Here is a 15,670-nt window from a genome sequence, read left to right on the forward strand (position 1 = left end):
CATCATGTCTCGTGCCAAGTGCGTCCGTCGCGTTCAATCAAGGCGATGGCTGCGGATGGTCCCCATGTACCGGCGGTATAACCTGCTGCGGACTGGTCATTGTCGGTCCAGGCTTTCAGGATCGGATCGATCCAGCGCCATGCGGCAACAACTTCGTCGCGGCGCATGAACAGGGTCTGGTTGCCGCGCACCACATCCATCAGCAGGCGTTCATAGGCATCGGGGCTGCGCACCTGGAACGATTCCGCAAAACTCATGTCGAGCGGAACATGGCGCAGGCGCATGCCGCCCGGACCCGGATCCTTGATCATCATCCACTGCTTCACGCCTTCGTCGGGCTGCAAGCGGATCACCAGCTGATTGGCGACGACCCGGCCCGCGCTCTCGCCAAAGATCGAGTGCGGAATGGGCTTGAACGAAACGACGATTTCAGAGGCCCGCGTGGCAAGGCGTTTGCCGGTGCGCAGGTAGAACGGAACGCCGGCCCAGCGCCAGTTGGCGATCTCGGCCTTGATGGCGACGAAGGTTTCCGTATTGCTCGTCGCGCCCAGTTCTTCCTGATAGCCCTTGACCGGGCCGCCGGCGGACGCGCCGGCGCGGTACTGGCCACGCACGGTCAGCTCTTCGGCATTCTTGCCATCGATGCGGGCAAGCGAGCGCAGGACTTTCAGCTTCTCGTCGCGCACGGCATCGGCATCCATGGATGCGGGAGGCTCCATCGCAACAAGGCAGAGAAGCTGCAGCATGTGGTTCTGCACCATGTCGCGCAGTGCACCGGCCGTATCGTAGTAGCCAGCGCGGCCTTCGAGGCCCACCGCTTCCGCGACCGTGATCTGCACGTGGTCGATATGCGCCGAGTTCCACAGGGGCTCGTACAGCGCATTGGCAAAGCGCAGCGCCATCAGGTTCTGCACCGTTTCCTTGCCGAGATAGTGATCGATGCGGAAAATCTGCTGTTCGTTGAAGACGCTGCCGATCGTGTCATTGAGCGCAATGGCTGATTTAAGATCGCGGCCGATCGGCTTTTCGACGATGATGCGGGTCTGATCGGTGATCAGCTCATATTTCTTCAAGCGGCTGGCAATGTCGCCGAACAGGCTCGGGCTGACCGCGAGGTAAAACGCCCTGATCTTCCTGTTCGCATCGCCAATCGCGCTCTTGAGATCGTCCCAGCCATTGTCCGATGTCGCATCGACGGCAACGTAGGACAGGCGCTGCAGGAATTGCTCCACCTGCTTCTTGTCGATCTCTTCCGGTTTGACATGTTCCTTGATCGCGGCTTCCGCAAACTTGCGGTAGTCGGCATCGGACATCGCCGAACGCGATGCGCCAATGATGCGCGTGGGCTCCGTCAACTGGCCGTCCCGCTGGCGCTGATAGAGCGCGGGGATCAGTTTGCGCTCGGCAAGATCGCCGCTGCCGCCGAAGACGATGCAGTCAAAAGGTTCAACCGGGATAATCTGGCTTGTCATAAGATTAAGTCTCGCTATGCCAAAAATAGGTGTTCCGCTAATGCAGGCCTGTATAATCTAATCGATTTAAAAAGGCCAGCACCGATCCGTCTTCTGCGTCAAAATGCATTCCCAAGACGGTTCAATTCCAATACCATCGGCGCAAAGCAGGAACCCGTCATGGATCAGAATCTCTCTCGAATTGTCGCACAGGATAAGAATTTCCTGAATATCATTAATGGCCGGCGGGTCGCCGCACTCTCGCAGGAAACGATCACTGTTTTGTGTCCGTCCGATGGTTTGCCCTTCGCCACCATCCCGGCGGGCAATGCCGATGATGTGGATCGCGCCGTGCGTGCAGCGCGGCAAGCCTTCGAACACGGATCCTGGAGCCGGATGCCGGCCTTCGAGCGTGGCCGCCTGCTGACACGGCTCGGCCAGCTCGTCGAAGAGCATGGCGACGAACTTGCAGCGCTTGAATCGCGCGATACCGGCAAGCCGGTCCGTCAGGGCAAGGCGGATGTCGCCGCGACCATGCGTTACTATGAATTCTATGGCGGTGCCGCCGACAAGATTCATGGCGATACCATTCCCTTTCTCGACGGTTTCACGGCGCTGACGCTGCGCGAGCCGCACGGTGTGGTTGCCGGCATCATTCCATGGAACTATCCGATGCAGATCATGGCGCGCGTGGTTGGTGCCGCGCTGGCGATGGGTAACACGCTGGTCATCAAACCGGCCGAGGATGCCTCGCTGTCCACCATCCGTATCGGCGAACTGGCCATTGAGGCAGGATTTCCCGATGGCGTTCTCAATGTCATCACCGGCTATGGCCGTGATGCAGGTGCCGCACTGTCATCGCATCCGGGCATCGATTACGTCACCTTCACCGGCTCACCCGTCACCGGGACCGCGATCCAGCAGGCCGCCGCCGCGAACAATCGCGGCGTCACCATGGAACTCGGCGGCAAGTCGCCGCAAATCCTGTTTGCCGATGCGGACGTGGAAAAGGCCCTGCCGGTTCTGGTCAATGCCATCATCCAGAACGGCGGTCAGACCTGCTCGGCAGGAAGCCGTATCCTGATCGAGCGTCCTCTCTATAATGACGTCGCTGCCGCCCTTGGCGAGCGCTTCAGCAAGCTTGTCGCCGCACCGCACGACATGGACCTTGACCTTGGCCCGATGGTGAACCCGGCGCAGAAGCGCAAGGTCGAGAACTTCATCACCTCCGCTGCCGAGTCCGGGATCGAGGTTGTCGCCCGCGGCTCCATTCATGTGGATGCGCCGCTGGAAGGCTATTACGTCGCCCCCGTGCTTTTCGGCGCTGTCGATCCCGCGTCGGTTCTGGCACAGGAAGAAGTGTTCGGGCCGGTATTGTCGCTCTTTGCTTTTGATGACGAAGCGGATGCCATCAGGCTTGCCAACGGCACCGATTACGGCCTTGTCGCGGGTATCTGGACGCGGGACGGTGCCCGCCAGCACCGTGTCGCCAAGAAAGTTCGCGCCGGACAGGTTTTCGTCAACGCCTATGGCGCTGGCGGCGGCGTCGAACTGCCGTTTGGCGGTTTCAAGAAGTCCGGTCACGGGCGGGAAAAGGGCTTTGAAGCGCTCTTCGATATGTCCGCAACCAAAACGGTCGTGTTCCGCCACGACTGACCGGGCCGACATCCGGAACAATCCCATTCAAGATCAATAGCATGAGGAAATGACATGACCCGTTTGGCAGGCAAGACAGCGATCATCACCGGCGCAGCCGCCGGTTTCGGCGAGGGAATGGCGAAGCGCTTTGCCGAAGAGGGGGCCAATGTCGTCGTCGCCGACCTGAACCACAAGGGTGCGGAAACGGTTGCGGCCGCCATCGGAAAAAAGGCGATTGCCGTAGAGGTGGACGTCTCGCGCAAACACGATATCGATGCGATGGTTGCTGCCGCAATGGATGCATTCGGCCGCGTTGACATCATGATCAACAATGCCGGGTTCACGCACCGCAATGGTTCCATGCTGGAGGTGGATGAAAGCACCTTCGACCTGATCACGGCCGTGAATATGAAGGCGATTTATTATTCAACGCTTGCCGTGGTGCCGATCATGGAAATGCAGGGCGGCGGCTCCATCATCAACACGGCCTCGACGGCGGGCCTGCGCCCGCGTCCCGGCCTGACCTGGTACAATGCGTCCAAGGGCTGGGCGATCACCGCGACGAAATCCATGGCGGTTGAACTGGCACCGAAGAATATCCGGGTCAATTGCCTGTGCCCCGTGGCGGGCGATACCGGCATGCTCAGCCTGTTCATGGGCGAAGACACCCCGGAAAAGCGCGCGCAGTTCAAGGCTTCGATCCCGCTCGGCCGCCTGTCGACACCGCTGGATATCGCCAATGCGGCCCTTTGGCTCGCTTCCAGCGAGGCTGAGTTCATCACGGGTGTGGCGCTGGAAGTCGATGGCGGGCGCTGTATTTAGGCGGGATCAACTGATTTTGTCTTGAATCACGCCCGTATCGGCCTACATCCGGAGTGTCGTCCAATTTCCCCAATGGCTGTATTCGGCTGAACGTGATCCGATCAGCGGCGCGGCTCATCTTTCAAGGACATGATCATGACATCGAAACCTGTCTGGTTCATCACTGGCTGTTCAACCGGTTTTGGCCGCGAGCTGGCGCGCCATACGCTTGAGCTGGGTTATCCCACCATCATCACCGCACGTAATCCCGCACAGGTCGAAGATCTGGCGCGGGGCAATGAAGACAAGGCACTTGTCCTCAAACTCGACGTGACCAATGCGGACGATATTGCCGCTGCCGTCAAGGCGGCGGAAGCCCGCTTCGGCCGTATCGATGTGCTCGTCAACAATGCCGGTATCGGCTATTTCGGTTCGCTCGAAGAGAGCGACATCGATGAAGTGCGCAAAATGTTCGAAATCAACGTCTGGGGTCTCGTCAACATGACCCGGGCCGTCCTGCCCGTCATGCGCAAGCAGCGGTCGGGGACCGTCGTCAATATTTCATCGATTGGCGGTCTCGTGGCCAATTCGGCCGTGAGCTTCTACAATGCCACCAAGTTCAGCGTCGAAGCGATTTCGGAAGCCCTGTCCAAGGAAGTCGCGCACCTTGGGATCAAGGTTCTGATCGTGGAACCCAGTGGTTTCCGCACGGACTGGGCCGGACGCTCGGCCAACGAGGCACCCACGACCATTGAGGATTATCGCGAGACGTCCGATCAGCGCATGCAGCAGATCAGGACATCCAGCGGCAATCAGCCGGGCGATCCGGTGCGGGCGGTCAAGGCAATCGTCCAGGCCGTGGAAGCGGACACGCCGCCCCTGCGCCTGCTGCTTGGCAAGTTTGCACTCGCCGGAGCCCGCAGCAAGATTACCGAACTGCAGCGGGATTTTGATGCCTGGGCCGAGGTAACCGAAGGCGCCGATGCGCCGAAGGGATCCTGATCGAGCAAAAATGGCCGGCATCGCCGGCCATTTTTTCATTCTGGCCTAAATCAATTGGCGCAGGATCACGAACAGGGTGAAGGACAAAGCAATCGACACAGGCAGTGTCAGCACCCAGGCCATCAGCAGGTTACGCACCGTCGACATCTGCAGGCCCGAGCCATTTGCCACCATCGACCCCGCCACGCCTGACGAGAGAATGTGGGTCGTGCTGACCGGCAGGCCCAGTGTGTCGGCAGTGAAGATCGTGCCCATGGCAACCAGTTCGGCCGAAGCACCCTGCCCATAGGTGAGATGCGTCTTGCCGATCTTTTCACCGACGGTGACGACGATCCGCCGCCAGCCGACCATCGTGCCCAGACCGAGGGCCAACGCCACGGCAACCTTCACCCAGGTCGGGATGAACTTCGTCGCATTGTCGATGGCCTGGTGATAGGTCTTGATGGTGGCAAGGTCAGCAGGCTGCATCGGCAGCAGCTTGGCCTTGTCGATCAGCTTCAACGCTTCGCCGGTCAGATACATGTTGTTGCGGGTGTTGCTGACCATGCCGACCGGAACCGTCGACGCGGAGCCGTAGGGCGATATGCTGGCATTGGTCTGGTCAATGAACTGGCGCAAGGCGACGGTGGTCTCATCGCTCCATGTCTTGTTGCGCACCGCATTGCTGACCACCGCATTGGCGTCGGTGACGGTGATGCCGGGCTTTTCATAGGAGCGCAGCGTTGTCGCGGCTGCGGTTGCGGCGGACTTGTAGGCTTCGAGATAATTGATATCCGGGGTGCGGTTGAGCGCGAAGGATGTCGGCACGACACCGATCAGGATAAGCATGATCAGGCCCATGCCCTTCTGGCCGTCATTGGAGCCATGGGCGAAGCTGACACCCGTGCAGGTGAAAATCAGCAGGCCGCGGATCCATAAAGGCGGAGGAGTCTGGCCTTTCGGCGCTTCATAAAGGGCTTTGTTTTTGATCAGCAGCCGCATCGCCAGCAGCAGCAGGGCGGCCATGCCGAAGCCGACGAGCGGCGAAATCAGCAGCGACATGCCGACTTCCGTGGCCTTCGACCAGTCGACGCCGCTGGTGGCAGTGCCTGTCGGCGCCAGGAACTGATTGGCGAGACCGACGCCGACAATCGAACCGATCAGCGTGTGCGAGCTGGAGGCAGGCAGGCCCAGATACCAGGTGCCAAGGTTCCACAAAATGGCGGCGGTCAACAGCGAAAACACCATGGCAAGACCGGCGCTCGAACCGACCTGCATGATCAGTTCCACCGGCAGAAGCGAGATGATGCCGAAGGCAACGGCACCGCTTGCGGTCATGACCCCAAGAAAATTGAAAATGCCCGACCAGATCACGGCGATCTCGGCGGGCAGCGAATTCGTATAGATCACCGTTGCAACGGCATTGGCAGTGTCGTGAAAACCGTTGACGAATTCAAAGCCCAGCGCCGTAACCAGTGCAAGCCCCAGAAGAATCCACGGCACGGCGACCGAGCTGGTCAAATCCTGGGTGAGTGAATATCCGACATAAAAAAGGCCGCCGATCAGGATGGCGACCACCGCATAATTAGGCCAATTGCCTAAATTGCTTGGTTTGTCGAGCGGGTGTTCGTCTTTCAACAGACGTGTGTCAGTCGCATTGCTTACCGTCATCAGGAAATCCCCAGTATTTGCTTCAAACACTAGGGGGAACGCTAAGGCCGGCGCGTGAACTCTTGATGACAACTTGCGCGAGGGCGTTTGAGCGTCTAACGCTTGAGACAGATAAAAACTATGGAAACGCCATGCATAAGGTTGTCATAAGCGGTACCGGTGTCTTTACGCCGGAACTCTCCATCAGCAATGCCGAACTCGTTGAAGCATTCAACAGCTATGCCGCGCGGCAGAATGAAATCCATGCGGATGAGATTGCGGCTGGCACACGCGCACCGATGACGATGTCCGCGGAAGACTTCATCGTCCGCGCATCGGGGATCGAGCGGCGCTACGTGCTCAACAAGTCGGGAATTCTCGATCCGGCGATCATGCATCCCGTCCTGCCGGAGCGCAGTGACGATGAACTGTCAGTCATGGCCGAAATGGCGGTCAAGGCAGCAACCGCGGCGCTGGCCAAGGCTGGCCGAACCGCTGCCGACGTTGACGCCGTGATCTGCGCCGCGTCCAATCACGAGCGCCCCTATCCGGCGATTGCCATCGAGGTGCAGGAAGCGCTGGGAATACAGGGCTTCGGCTTTGACATGAACGTTGCCTGTTCGTCGGCGACATTCGGCATCCAGGCGGCGGCCGACATGATCCGTTCGGGGTCGGCCCGTGCCATCCTCATGGTCAACCCGGAGATTTGCTCCGCCCATCTCGAATGGCGTGACCGCGACTGCCATTTCATTTTCGGCGATGTCTGCACCGCAGTGCTTCTGGAGCGCGACGACCTCGCAACCGCACCGGACCGGTTTGAGATCATCTCGACCCGCTGCCTGACCCAGTTCTCCAACAATATCCGCAACAATAACGGGTTCCTGCGCCGCACGCGCGAGGGCCACATGACCGACCGCCGCGACATGCTGTTCCGTCAGGAAGGCCGCAAGGTGTTCAAGCAAGTCGTGCCGATCGTTTCCGACCTGATCCTTACCCACCTTGCCGACGAGAATATCGCACCGGCGCATCTGTCGAGGCTCTGGCTGCATCAGGCCAACAAGGGCATGAACGATCTGATCGGCTCGAAGGTGCTGGGGCGTGAACCGGAAGCGGGAGAACAGCCGAACATCCTGCAGGACTATGCCAATACGTCCTCCGCAGGATCGATCATCGCCTTCTCCCAATATTCCGACGACCTCGCACCGGGCAGTCTCGGTGTCATCTGCTCCTTCGGTGCCGGCTATTCCGTCGGCAGCGTGATTGTGAGGAAGGTGTAGCTTGGCGGCATCGGAGCCTGTCACCACGGCGAAAACGTTGCGGCCCGATCCGTCGGAGTTCCAGTCCGGTGATTTTGTGTGGCCGAAGAAGCCGGGCGTCATCGTTCCCTATTCCGCGGCCTACGCGCCTGACATGCGGCAGGTTCCAACCGATTTTTACGACAGGCAAAAATTCGAGACTGAGAAGCGTGCTTACCTGGAGCATGTGGCGAAATCCGACCGGAATTTCACCGCATCGCGAGAAGATCGGTTCAATCGGCTGAGTTTTGAAGCGTTTGCCAAACAATATCAGGGGTCGCAAACCCTGAATGTGGAGTCATTGGGAACGGGATCGATCGTCTACGTCGGACATGTGGCTGTTCTTGAAATTTGGGATGGCAAGCCGTTTGTGATTGAAGCCGTTTCCGGCAGGGGCGTTGTCAGGCAACCCTATGAAAATTGGCTTGCTTCCCGTCCTGGGGAAGAGGTCTGGCATGGCCGTGTTGCGGACTTGCCGCAGGAACAATGCTCAAAAATACCAGCCGAAGCAAAAAAATATCTTGGCCGCCCCTATGAATTCTTCAATCTGGATTTGAATGACGATTCCGGCTTCTATTGTTCCAAGCTTGTCTGGCTGGCCATCTTCCGCAGCTTGCAATTTGCCATCGATGACGATCCGGAGAGCGAGAGATTTTTCTGGTTCTCTCCCAAGCAGTTGATGAACGCCAGGCGAGTCCAGCTTCTCTACAGTCCCGGAAGCTATTTGGACAACTGAGGCTTGTTTGAAAGCGAATATCGCTCGGCATCCCTGATTTCTGACAGGTGAACAAGTGCCGCCGCCGCTTTGCCCGCCGCCTCGACATAGCTGGCATCACGATGGACAAGCATGATGGAAAAGGCGCCGTCCATCAGCAGCACGATCTGCCGGGCGAGGGCTGGCGGCTCTTCCACTCCGGCTGTTGCCAGAACATCCGCCAGCCACGCTTCGAATTTCTTCTTGTGCGCGGAACCGATCTTGATGGCGGGGTGGCCGGGCATGTTGGCCAGTTCGGCAGCTGTCCGCAGAAAACCGCAGCCCTTCCATTTTTTGTGCCGCGCAGCCCTGGCCAGATGGGTGAAGATCGCTTCGACCTTGCCCGCAATCGTGCCGTCCGCCGCGTTGAACCATTTCGTAAACAGCGCAAGATTAGGCTGGTCGCGCGACTGGAGATAGGCGGCAACCAGATCGTCCTTGCTCTTGAAATGATAGTACAGCGTCCGCTTTGTGAGCTCCGCCGCTTCCGCAACGGCATCCACGCTGACCGCACGGATACCCTCCGCATAGAACAGGCGGCTGGCAGCATCGAGAATGCGGTCGCGGGTGGGGTCGGATGTCTTTGGCATGACGAAAAAGTATACTAACCAGTGAATATACACAATGCGCATGGAGCACTACATCTTCGGCCTTGATCCTTCCCAGTGAAAGGCAATATCGATGTCCGATCCCGTGCTCTTCGAAATCAAAGGCAATATCGCGTTTCTGACCCTGAACCGGCCGGAAAAGCTCAATGCCCTGAACTACGCAACCAATGATCTGCTGCTGCAGCTTCTCGATCGCATCGAGGATGATCCCGGCATCCGCGCCGTCATTCTGACAGGCGCGGGCGACCGGGCATTTTCGGCGGGAGGAGACATTCATGAATTCTCGCAAAGTATTGCCGCGGGGCCGGATATCGCCGTCAAGGCGTTCGTGCGGCGGGGGCAGGCGATGACCGCGCGGATGGAGGCGTTTCGCAAGCCCATCATTGCTGCCGTCAATGGCATTGCCTTCGGCGGCGGTTGCGAAATCACCGAGGCGGTGCATCTGGCCGTTGCGAGCGAGCGGGCGGTGTTTGCCAAGCCTGAAATCAACATCGGCATCCCGCCAACCTTTGGCGGTACGCAGCGCCTGCCGCGCCTTGCCGGTCGCAAGCGCGCGCTGGAACTGCTGCTGACCGGCGATACGTTTTCAGCGGCGAGAGCCCTGGAACTCGGGCTGGTCAACAGGGTGGTTCCCCATGATGAACTGATACCGGCAGCGCTTGAGCTTGCCGGCCGTATTCTGCGTCATTCCCCGGTGGTGGCTGCGGGCATCATCACCGCCGTCACCCGCGGGTTGAACATGCCCATTAGCGAGGGGCTGCAGATGGAAAGCGAACAGTTTGCCCGTGTCGCACCATCCTATGATACAAGAGAGGGACTGAACGCGTGGATCGAGCGGCGATCGCCGATTTACAGAGGCAACTAAGTCTATATCCGGTCCATCAGGGCATACCAGCTGAGTGCGAGAAACAGCAGCGGCGTGCGGAAGGTGCGCCCGCCCGGAAATGCCGGTACTTTCAGCTCTTCCAGCAGTTTCAGGCGGTCGCGGTTGCCGGCGACGGTCTCGGCATAGAGCTTGCCGACATAGTTCGACAGCATCACACCGTGACCGGAATAGCCGCCCGCCGAAATGACGTTGGGCATGACTTCGCGCACGAAAGGCTGCCGGGGCAGGGTGATGCCGACGGAGCCGCCCCAGGCCTGCGTGATTTCCACGTCGGCGAGAGCCGGATAAATCTCGGCGATCTGCCGGCGGATATGGGTGCTGATATCGAGCGGATTGTCTGCGGTATAGGCTTCCCGTCCGCCGAACAGCAGCCGCCCATCCTTGGAGCGGCGGAAATAGCGCACGACAAAGCGCGAGTCATCGACACTTTCGCCACCGGGCAGGACCGGACTGTCCCGGCCAAGCGGCACCGTGGCGCCGATGAACGAGCGGATCGGCATGACATGCGAAGCACTGACCGGTTCAAGGTTGCCGCCATAGGCATTGACCGCGATCAGGCATTTGGCGGCCGTCACATTGCCCTTGGCCGTTGCCACCGTCACCCGCCCGTTCTGCGAGGTGATGCCGGTAACCCGGGTATTCTCGTGAATACGGGCTCCGGCCCGGGCCGCTGCTTGTGCCGTGCCAACCACAAGTTTCATCGGCTGGATATGGCCGGTGCCCGCATCATAGACACCGCCGAGATAGCGGGTGGAACCGAGGCGTTCCGCTGTCTCCGCAGCATCCATATAATGAATATGCGGATAGCCGAAACGGGTTGCCATCAGTTCCGCGTGGGCGCGGTAATCTTTCAGATAGCGCTTCTTGTGCACAACGGACATTTGCCCCGGCACGAATTCGATGTCGATCTTGTGCGTGTCGGCGAACTGCAGAAGGTGCGCCTTCGCCTCTTCGGCAAGGTCGAACAGCGCCTTGGCGCGGGTAAAGCCATACTGTCCTTCCAGCTCCTCCGCCCAGGCGCGCTGCCCGGTGCCGAGCTGACCGCCATTGCGCCCGGAGGCGCCGTCACCGAAACGGTAGGCTTCCAGCAGGACGACATCGACACCCGCCGAGGCGAGGTGAACGGCGGCGGAAAGGCCGGTAAAGCCGCCGCCCACGATGACAACGTCGGCGGTGCGCGAACCGTCCAGTGCCGGATATTCGGTGCGATCCGCAATGGTCGACTCATACCAGGAGACGCCGGGGGAAATCGGTGACTGATAGGACATGTTATGAAGCAATCTTGTTTGCTGGTTTGCTGCACGACCATTGTGCGTGGTTCGACAAGCTCACCATGAGGGGAAGGTATTGGCTGCAATGCCGATTCTGCAATCCTCCATCTCCCTCATGGTGAGCTTGTCGAACCACGCACAGTGCTCCTGAAGCCAAAGAAACCTCACTCAAATCAGACGTTCAACAGCAGATATTCACGCTCCCATGGACTGATAACCTCCATGAAAGTCTCGAACTCCGCCCGTTTGATGGCTGCGTAGGTGATGGCAAAGGACTGTCCCAGCATGGCGGTCAGGTCCTTGTCCTGCTCGAACAATATGGTCGCCTCGATTAGCCCGCGCGGCAGTTCGATGAGGTTGTCATTGACCGTGGTCGACGCAGGTGCATCCGGCTCGATCCGGTTGTTCATGCCGAGCAGGCCGCAGGCCAGCGACGCCGCCAGGGCAAGATAGGGATTGGCGTCGGATGACGGAATGCGGTTTTCCACACGCCGGGCATTGGGGTCCGAACGCGGCACGCGGAAGGCCGTCGTGCGGTTGTCATAGCCCCATTTGACATTGACCGGCGCAGAAGCCGCCGGTGTCAGCCGCCGGTAGGAATTCACGTAAGGCGCGAACATGACCAGAGAGGCCGGAACATGCTTCTGCATGCCGCCGATGAAGTGGCGGAAGGCCTCGCTTTCGCTGCCGTCGGGATTGGAAAACACGTTGCGGCCGGTCTTCTTGTCAACGATCGACTGGTGGATATGCATGGCCGATCCGGGCTGGCCCTGGATGGGCTTGGCCATGAAGGTTGCATACATATCGTGCTTCAGCGCCGCTTCGCGGATGGTACGCTTGAACAGGAACACCTGGTCCGCAAGCTCGACGGGGTCGCCATGGCGCAGGTTGATTTCCAGCTGCGCCGCGCCTTCTTCATGGATCAGCGTGTCGATCTCCAGGCCCTGGCCCTCCGAGAAATGATAGATATCGTCGATCAGTTCGTCGAATTCGTTGACGCCGGCGATGGAATAGCCCTGGCCGCCGCCGATGGCGCGGCCGGACCGGCCGACAGGCGGGGTCAGCGGATAATCGGGATCGGGGTTCTTCTTGACGAGATAGAACTCGATCTCAGGCGCGACGACAGGCTTCAGGCCCTTCTTGTTGTAGGCGGCAACAACGCGCTTGAGCACGTTGCGCGGGGTGAATTCCACCGCGGCGCCATCCTTGTTCACGAGGTCGCAAATGACCTGCGCGGTGGGATCGCTCTCCCAGGGCACGACGGAAAGGGTCGACAAATCCGGCATCAGTTTGAGGTCGCCGTCGTCTTCCGGATAGGAGAAGCCATAGCCGTCTTCGGGATAGTCACCGGAAATCGTCGCCATGAACACCGCGGAAGGCAGCGCCAACGATGTGTTGGAGGTGAATTTCTTCGACGGCATCATCTTGCCACGGGCAACGCCCGCCTGATCGGGAGTGATGCATTCGATGTCTTCGATATCCCGCCAGGCCAGCCACTCGGAAGCTTCACGCCAGTTTTTTACGCCGCGTGTGGCTTTGACATAGGCGGGCGTGCGCCGCCGCGTTGAGGTCCGTGCGGGTTTCTTCTCAGGGGTTTCAGAAGGCATCAATCACCAGAATTTATTGCGGTTTTCGGATGATAGATCAAAACTCATCGCTATGGGAAGGCTGGCGCGAGAAAATTGTGGTCGCGTTTTTTGCCGTCAAAAACCAAAACCGTCCGCAATCGCTTGCGGACGGTGCAAAGGTACGAAGCTGAACTCTATGCGGCGTGTTTCGGCGTAACAGCAAGCTGCACACCCAGCGCCTTCAGGACGCCAAGCAAAGTGGTCAGTTTGGGATCGCCCTTGGCGCTCAGCGTTTTGTACAAGGCTTCCCGCGTGACACCTGCTTCCCTGGCAATTTGTGTCATGCCTTTTGCGCGGGCAACGATTCCAAGGGCGTCGGCAATATAGCTTGCATCGCCAGTTTCAAATGCGTCGCTCAAGAGTTCGGCCTGTGACTCCGGCGTATCGAAATAGCGCGCCGGGTCGAAGGGGGTTGTCCTGATCGTCATTTTTCTTTCTCCAAATCCGCAGCGAGAGCTTTAGCCTTCCGGATGTCTTTCTGCTGGCTGCTTTTGTCGCCACCGCACAGAAGAATGATCAAGACCGTTCCATGCTGGACAAAATAAAGGCGATAGCCGGGGCCGTGGTGAAGGCGAAGCTCGCTGACACCCTCGCCGACAGGCTGCACGTCGCCGCTGTGCCCATGCCGAAGACGCACAATCCTTTGCGCTATCATATGCCTGGCGTGCCTGTCCTTCAGGCGATCTAGCCAATCCGCGAAGACCTGTGTTTGACGTATCTCAAGCATGTAATAATTAGATTACAAATGCGATGACGTCAATCAATCCAGACTTTCGGCTAATCCGCGTGCAAAAACCAAAACCGTCCGCAATCGCTTGCGGACGGTTCAGCGCGCCGTGCTGGTTCCAGACCGAAACCAGAGAAGGCCACGGTGAGCTATTGCCGGGTGACGACCACCGGGATCAGCAGGTCGCCCCAATTGCCGTCGCCGCCGTGGTGGCGGGCGGAGCGGACCAGCTCCACGGACACGCCGGCATCCACTGCCTTCATGACGGATTGGTTGAGGCGATGCAGATCATTCGCGACCATGCGAATGACAGCCTGCTGGTCTGCATTCATGGCCGATGATTGCTCCTCGGCCCGTTCCTTCACGCGTGTCTGCGGTGCCATGATGATGCTCCTTGTTTCTGGCGTTGCAGTGGGCAGTCCCTGTGACTGCCCGGGAACAACCGGAATGATTGTCCCGTATGGACCGGCGGCATGTAAGGGCCTCGCCGGCGGTCCGGATTGGGTGCCTGTTACTCGGCTGCCGGACGGAACTGTGCCGTCTCGGTCGATTCCCTCATGGCCGTCGTCGACGACTGACCGCCCGTGATGGCCAGAGAGACCGCATCGAAATAGCCCGTTCCAACCTCGCGCTGGTGCTTGGTGGCGGTGTAGCCGTTTACCTCGGCGGCGAATTCCGCTTCCTGCAGCTCCGAATAGGCGGACATCTGACGCTCCTTGTAGCCGCGGGCCAGTTCGAACATGCCGAAGTTGAGCTGATGGAACCCGGCCAGCGTGATGAACTGGAACTTGTAGCCCATCGCACCCAGTTCACGCTGGAACTTGGCAATCGTCGCTTCATCCAGATGCTTCTTCCAGTTGAACGACGGCGAGCAGTTGTAGGCGAGCAGCTTGTTCGGGTGCTCCTTGCGCACGCCTTCGGCAAAACGCTTGGCCTGTTCGAGATCCGGCTTCGACGTCTCGCACCAGATCAGGTCCGCATGCGGCGCATAGGCGATCGCCCGGGCGATGCAGGAGTCGAGACCGTTCTTGACCTGATAGAAGCCCTCTGTGGTCCGTCCGGCATCATAATCGACGAAGGGACGATCACGCTCGTCGATATCGGAGGTCAAAAGCTTGGCGGCTTCAGCATCCGTGCGGGCGATGACCAGTGTCGGCGTTCCCATGACGTCGGCAGCAAGCCGCGCGGCGTTCAGGTTGCGGATATGGGCAGCGGTCGGGATCAGAACCTTGCCGCCGAGATGGCCGCACTTCTTTTCCGACGCCAACTGGTCCTCATAATGCACGCCTGCAGCACCGGCCTCGATGAAAGCCTTCATGATCTCGAAGGCATTGAGCGGGCCGCCGAACCCGGCTTCCGCGTCGGCAACGATCGGTGCGAACCATGTATCGACCGACAGGCCCTTGCCTTCCGCGGTTTCGATCTGGTCGGCGCGCTGCAGCGTCTTGTTTATGCGTTTCGCAAGCTCCGGCGCAGCGTTTGCAGGGTACAGTGACTGGTCAGGATACATGGCGGAAGCGGTATTGGCGTCGGCTGCAACCTGCCAGCCGGAGAGATAAATCGCCTTAAGGCCCGCACGCACCATCTGCATCGCCTGGTTGCCCGACAGAGCGCCAAGGGCATTGACGAAGCCGTCTTCATGGATGAGCTGCCACAGTCGGTTGGCGCCGTTTTCAGCAAGAGTATATTTGATCTGAACCGAACCGCGCAGTTTTTTGACATCGTCAGGCGTATAGGGACGTTCAATACCATCGAACCGACCTCCCGGAGCATTGGGTACGAGATTGTAAAAATCAGTCATTATCTTTCTCCAGCTTCTGTTGACGCGATCGCAGACAGGTCGTTTGGGAGTTTCGATGGCTGCGTTCATGTGACTGAATTTACATTGCGGTGCAGTAATTCCAATAAATATCGTTATAATCGGCGGATTTATCGAGTTAGCATGTGTTGTGTTTGACAAATATGGTTTGTAAATCTGTA

Annotated in this window: 15 protein-coding genes; 6 read left to right on the forward strand and 9 right to left on the reverse strand. The window is 59.1% G+C overall.

Translation table 11 applies throughout. The annotated features are described in order from the left end of the window. Positions 1-2: 2 nt before the first annotated feature. Entirely contained in the window at positions 3-1,472 is a 1,470-nt protein-coding gene (gene zwf, locus ACP7B1_RS06160; protein ID WP_223611772.1) for a glucose-6-phosphate dehydrogenase, read from the reverse strand. 159 nt (positions 1,473-1,631) lie between these two features. On the opposite strand from zwf, the gene ACP7B1_RS06165 reads away from it, so the two are divergent. The 3 genes from ACP7B1_RS06165 (at position 1,632) to ACP7B1_RS06175 (ending at position 4,892) form a co-directional block, all read left to right on the forward strand. Then, positions 1,632-3,107, forward strand: coding sequence for an aldehyde dehydrogenase family protein (locus ACP7B1_RS06165; RefSeq protein ID WP_346306967.1), 1,476 nt, complete (start codon positions 1,632-1,634; stop codon positions 3,105-3,107). A 54-nt stretch (positions 3,108-3,161) separates the two neighbouring features. Next, positions 3,162-3,911: an SDR family oxidoreductase gene (locus ACP7B1_RS06170; RefSeq protein WP_346306968.1), complete on the forward strand. Its 750-nt coding sequence runs from the start codon at positions 3,162-3,164 to the stop codon at positions 3,909-3,911. Between the two features lie 135 nt (positions 3,912-4,046). Next, on the forward strand, positions 4,047-4,892 hold the full coding sequence (locus tag ACP7B1_RS06175) for an oxidoreductase (protein WP_346306969.1): 846 nt from the start codon (positions 4,047-4,049) through the stop codon (positions 4,890-4,892). A gap of 45 nt (positions 4,893-4,937) precedes the next feature. Here ACP7B1_RS06175 and ACP7B1_RS06180 read toward each other — a convergent pair whose 3' ends face one another. Then, complete coding sequence (locus tag ACP7B1_RS06180; RefSeq protein ID WP_223611766.1) at positions 4,938-6,542, reverse strand: inorganic phosphate transporter; 1,605 nt, start codon at positions 6,540-6,542, stop codon at positions 4,938-4,940. Between the two features lie 131 nt (positions 6,543-6,673). Between ACP7B1_RS06180 and ACP7B1_RS06185 the strand changes: the two genes are divergently transcribed. Together ACP7B1_RS06185 and ACP7B1_RS06190 are read left to right on the forward strand one after the other, a co-directional pair. Then, entirely contained in the window at positions 6,674-7,798 is a 1,125-nt protein-coding gene (locus tag ACP7B1_RS06185) for a beta-ketoacyl-ACP synthase III (RefSeq protein ID WP_346306970.1), read from the forward strand. A gap of 133 nt (positions 7,799-7,931) precedes the next feature. Continuing rightward, complete coding sequence (locus ACP7B1_RS06190) at positions 7,932-8,552, forward strand: YiiX/YebB-like N1pC/P60 family cysteine hydrolase (RefSeq protein ID WP_346306971.1); 621 nt, start codon at positions 7,932-7,934, stop codon at positions 8,550-8,552. Here ACP7B1_RS06190 and ACP7B1_RS06195 read toward each other — a convergent pair. Beyond that, positions 8,537-9,160 (reverse strand): TetR/AcrR family transcriptional regulator, encoded by a 624-nt coding sequence (locus ACP7B1_RS06195; protein WP_346306972.1) that lies wholly within the window; start codon positions 9,158-9,160, stop codon positions 8,537-8,539. The two genes, ACP7B1_RS06190 and ACP7B1_RS06195, sit on opposite strands and share 16 nt — an antisense overlap. A gap of 91 nt (positions 9,161-9,251) precedes the next feature. Between ACP7B1_RS06195 and ACP7B1_RS06200 the strand changes: the two genes are divergently transcribed. After that, complete coding sequence (locus tag ACP7B1_RS06200; RefSeq protein WP_346306973.1) at positions 9,252-10,043, forward strand: crotonase/enoyl-CoA hydratase family protein; 792 nt, start codon at positions 9,252-9,254, stop codon at positions 10,041-10,043. Positions 10,044-10,045: 2 nt separating this feature from the next. On the opposite strand, the gene ACP7B1_RS06205 is transcribed toward ACP7B1_RS06200, so the two are convergent. From ACP7B1_RS06205 to aceA, 6 genes are all read right to left on the reverse strand, one after another. Further along, positions 10,046-11,332 (reverse strand): FAD-binding oxidoreductase, encoded by a 1,287-nt coding sequence (locus ACP7B1_RS06205; protein WP_346306974.1) that lies wholly within the window; start codon positions 11,330-11,332, stop codon positions 10,046-10,048. A gap of 176 nt (positions 11,333-11,508) precedes the next feature. Further along, entirely contained in the window at positions 11,509-12,942 is a 1,434-nt protein-coding gene (locus tag ACP7B1_RS06210; RefSeq protein ID WP_105736357.1) for a glutamine synthetase family protein, read from the reverse strand. A gap of 155 nt (positions 12,943-13,097) precedes the next feature. Further along, positions 13,098-13,391 (reverse strand): addiction module antidote protein, encoded by a 294-nt coding sequence (locus ACP7B1_RS06215; protein WP_288192023.1) that lies wholly within the window; start codon positions 13,389-13,391, stop codon positions 13,098-13,100. Continuing rightward, positions 13,388-13,690 (reverse strand): type II toxin-antitoxin system RelE/ParE family toxin, encoded by a 303-nt coding sequence (locus ACP7B1_RS06220; protein ID WP_346307600.1) that lies wholly within the window; start codon positions 13,688-13,690, stop codon positions 13,388-13,390. The genes ACP7B1_RS06215 and ACP7B1_RS06220 overlap by 4 nt, the downstream gene beginning before the upstream one ends. Positions 13,691-13,839: 149 nt before the next feature. Beyond that, positions 13,840-14,073, reverse strand: coding sequence for a hypothetical protein (locus ACP7B1_RS06225; protein ID WP_027230260.1), 234 nt, complete (start codon positions 14,071-14,073; stop codon positions 13,840-13,842). A gap of 128 nt (positions 14,074-14,201) precedes the next feature. Further along, positions 14,202-15,491 carry an isocitrate lyase gene (gene aceA, locus ACP7B1_RS06230; protein ID WP_346307601.1) on the reverse strand — a complete coding sequence of 430 codons (1,290 nt, stop codon included), beginning with the start codon at positions 15,489-15,491 and terminating at the stop codon, positions 14,202-14,204. Positions 15,492-15,670 lie beyond the last annotated feature (179 nt).

The organism is Phyllobacterium sp. SL163, assembly GCF_049896885.1.
Classification (GTDB): Bacteria; Pseudomonadota; Alphaproteobacteria; order Rhizobiales; family Rhizobiaceae; genus Phyllobacterium; species Phyllobacterium calauticae.

Excerpts from the sequence above, each read along its gene's own strand:
- ACP7B1_RS06210 (WP_105736357.1), bottom strand. The coding sequence starts at position 12,942 with ATGCCTTCTGAAACCCCTGAGAAGAAACCCGCACGGACCTCAACGCGG.
- ACP7B1_RS06190 (WP_346306971.1), top strand. The coding sequence starts at position 7,932 with ATGCGGCAGGTTCCAACCGATTTTTACGACAGGCAAAAATTCGAGACT.
- ACP7B1_RS06220 (WP_346307600.1), bottom strand. The coding sequence starts at position 13,690 with ATGCTTGAGATACGTCAAACACAGGTCTTCGCGGATTGGCTAGATCGC.
- ACP7B1_RS06175 (WP_346306969.1), top strand. The coding sequence starts at position 4,047 with ATGACATCGAAACCTGTCTGGTTCATCACTGGCTGTTCAACCGGTTTT.
- ACP7B1_RS06185 (WP_346306970.1), top strand. The coding sequence starts at position 6,674 with ATGCATAAGGTTGTCATAAGCGGTACCGGTGTCTTTACGCCGGAACTC.
- ACP7B1_RS06200 (WP_346306973.1), top strand. The coding sequence starts at position 9,252 with ATGTCCGATCCCGTGCTCTTCGAAATCAAAGGCAATATCGCGTTTCTG.
- ACP7B1_RS06195 (WP_346306972.1), bottom strand. The coding sequence starts at position 9,160 with ATGCCAAAGACATCCGACCCCACCCGCGACCGCATTCTCGATGCTGCC.
- ACP7B1_RS06180 (WP_223611766.1), bottom strand. The coding sequence starts at position 6,542 with ATGACGGTAAGCAATGCGACTGACACACGTCTGTTGAAAGACGAACAC.
- aceA (WP_346307601.1), bottom strand. The coding sequence starts at position 15,491 with ATGACTGATTTTTACAATCTCGTACCCAATGCTCCGGGAGGTCGGTTC.
- ACP7B1_RS06170 (WP_346306968.1), top strand. The coding sequence starts at position 3,162 with ATGACCCGTTTGGCAGGCAAGACAGCGATCATCACCGGCGCAGCCGCC.
- ACP7B1_RS06205 (WP_346306974.1), bottom strand. The coding sequence starts at position 11,332 with ATGTCCTATCAGTCACCGATTTCCCCCGGCGTCTCCTGGTATGAGTCG.
- ACP7B1_RS06165 (WP_346306967.1), top strand. The coding sequence starts at position 1,632 with ATGGATCAGAATCTCTCTCGAATTGTCGCACAGGATAAGAATTTCCTG.
- zwf (WP_223611772.1), bottom strand. The coding sequence starts at position 1,472 with ATGACAAGCCAGATTATCCCGGTTGAACCTTTTGACTGCATCGTCTTC.
- ACP7B1_RS06215 (WP_288192023.1), bottom strand. The coding sequence starts at position 13,391 with ATGACGATCAGGACAACCCCCTTCGACCCGGCGCGCTATTTCGATACG.
- ACP7B1_RS06225 (WP_027230260.1), bottom strand. The coding sequence starts at position 14,073 with ATGGCACCGCAGACACGCGTGAAGGAACGGGCCGAGGAGCAATCATCG.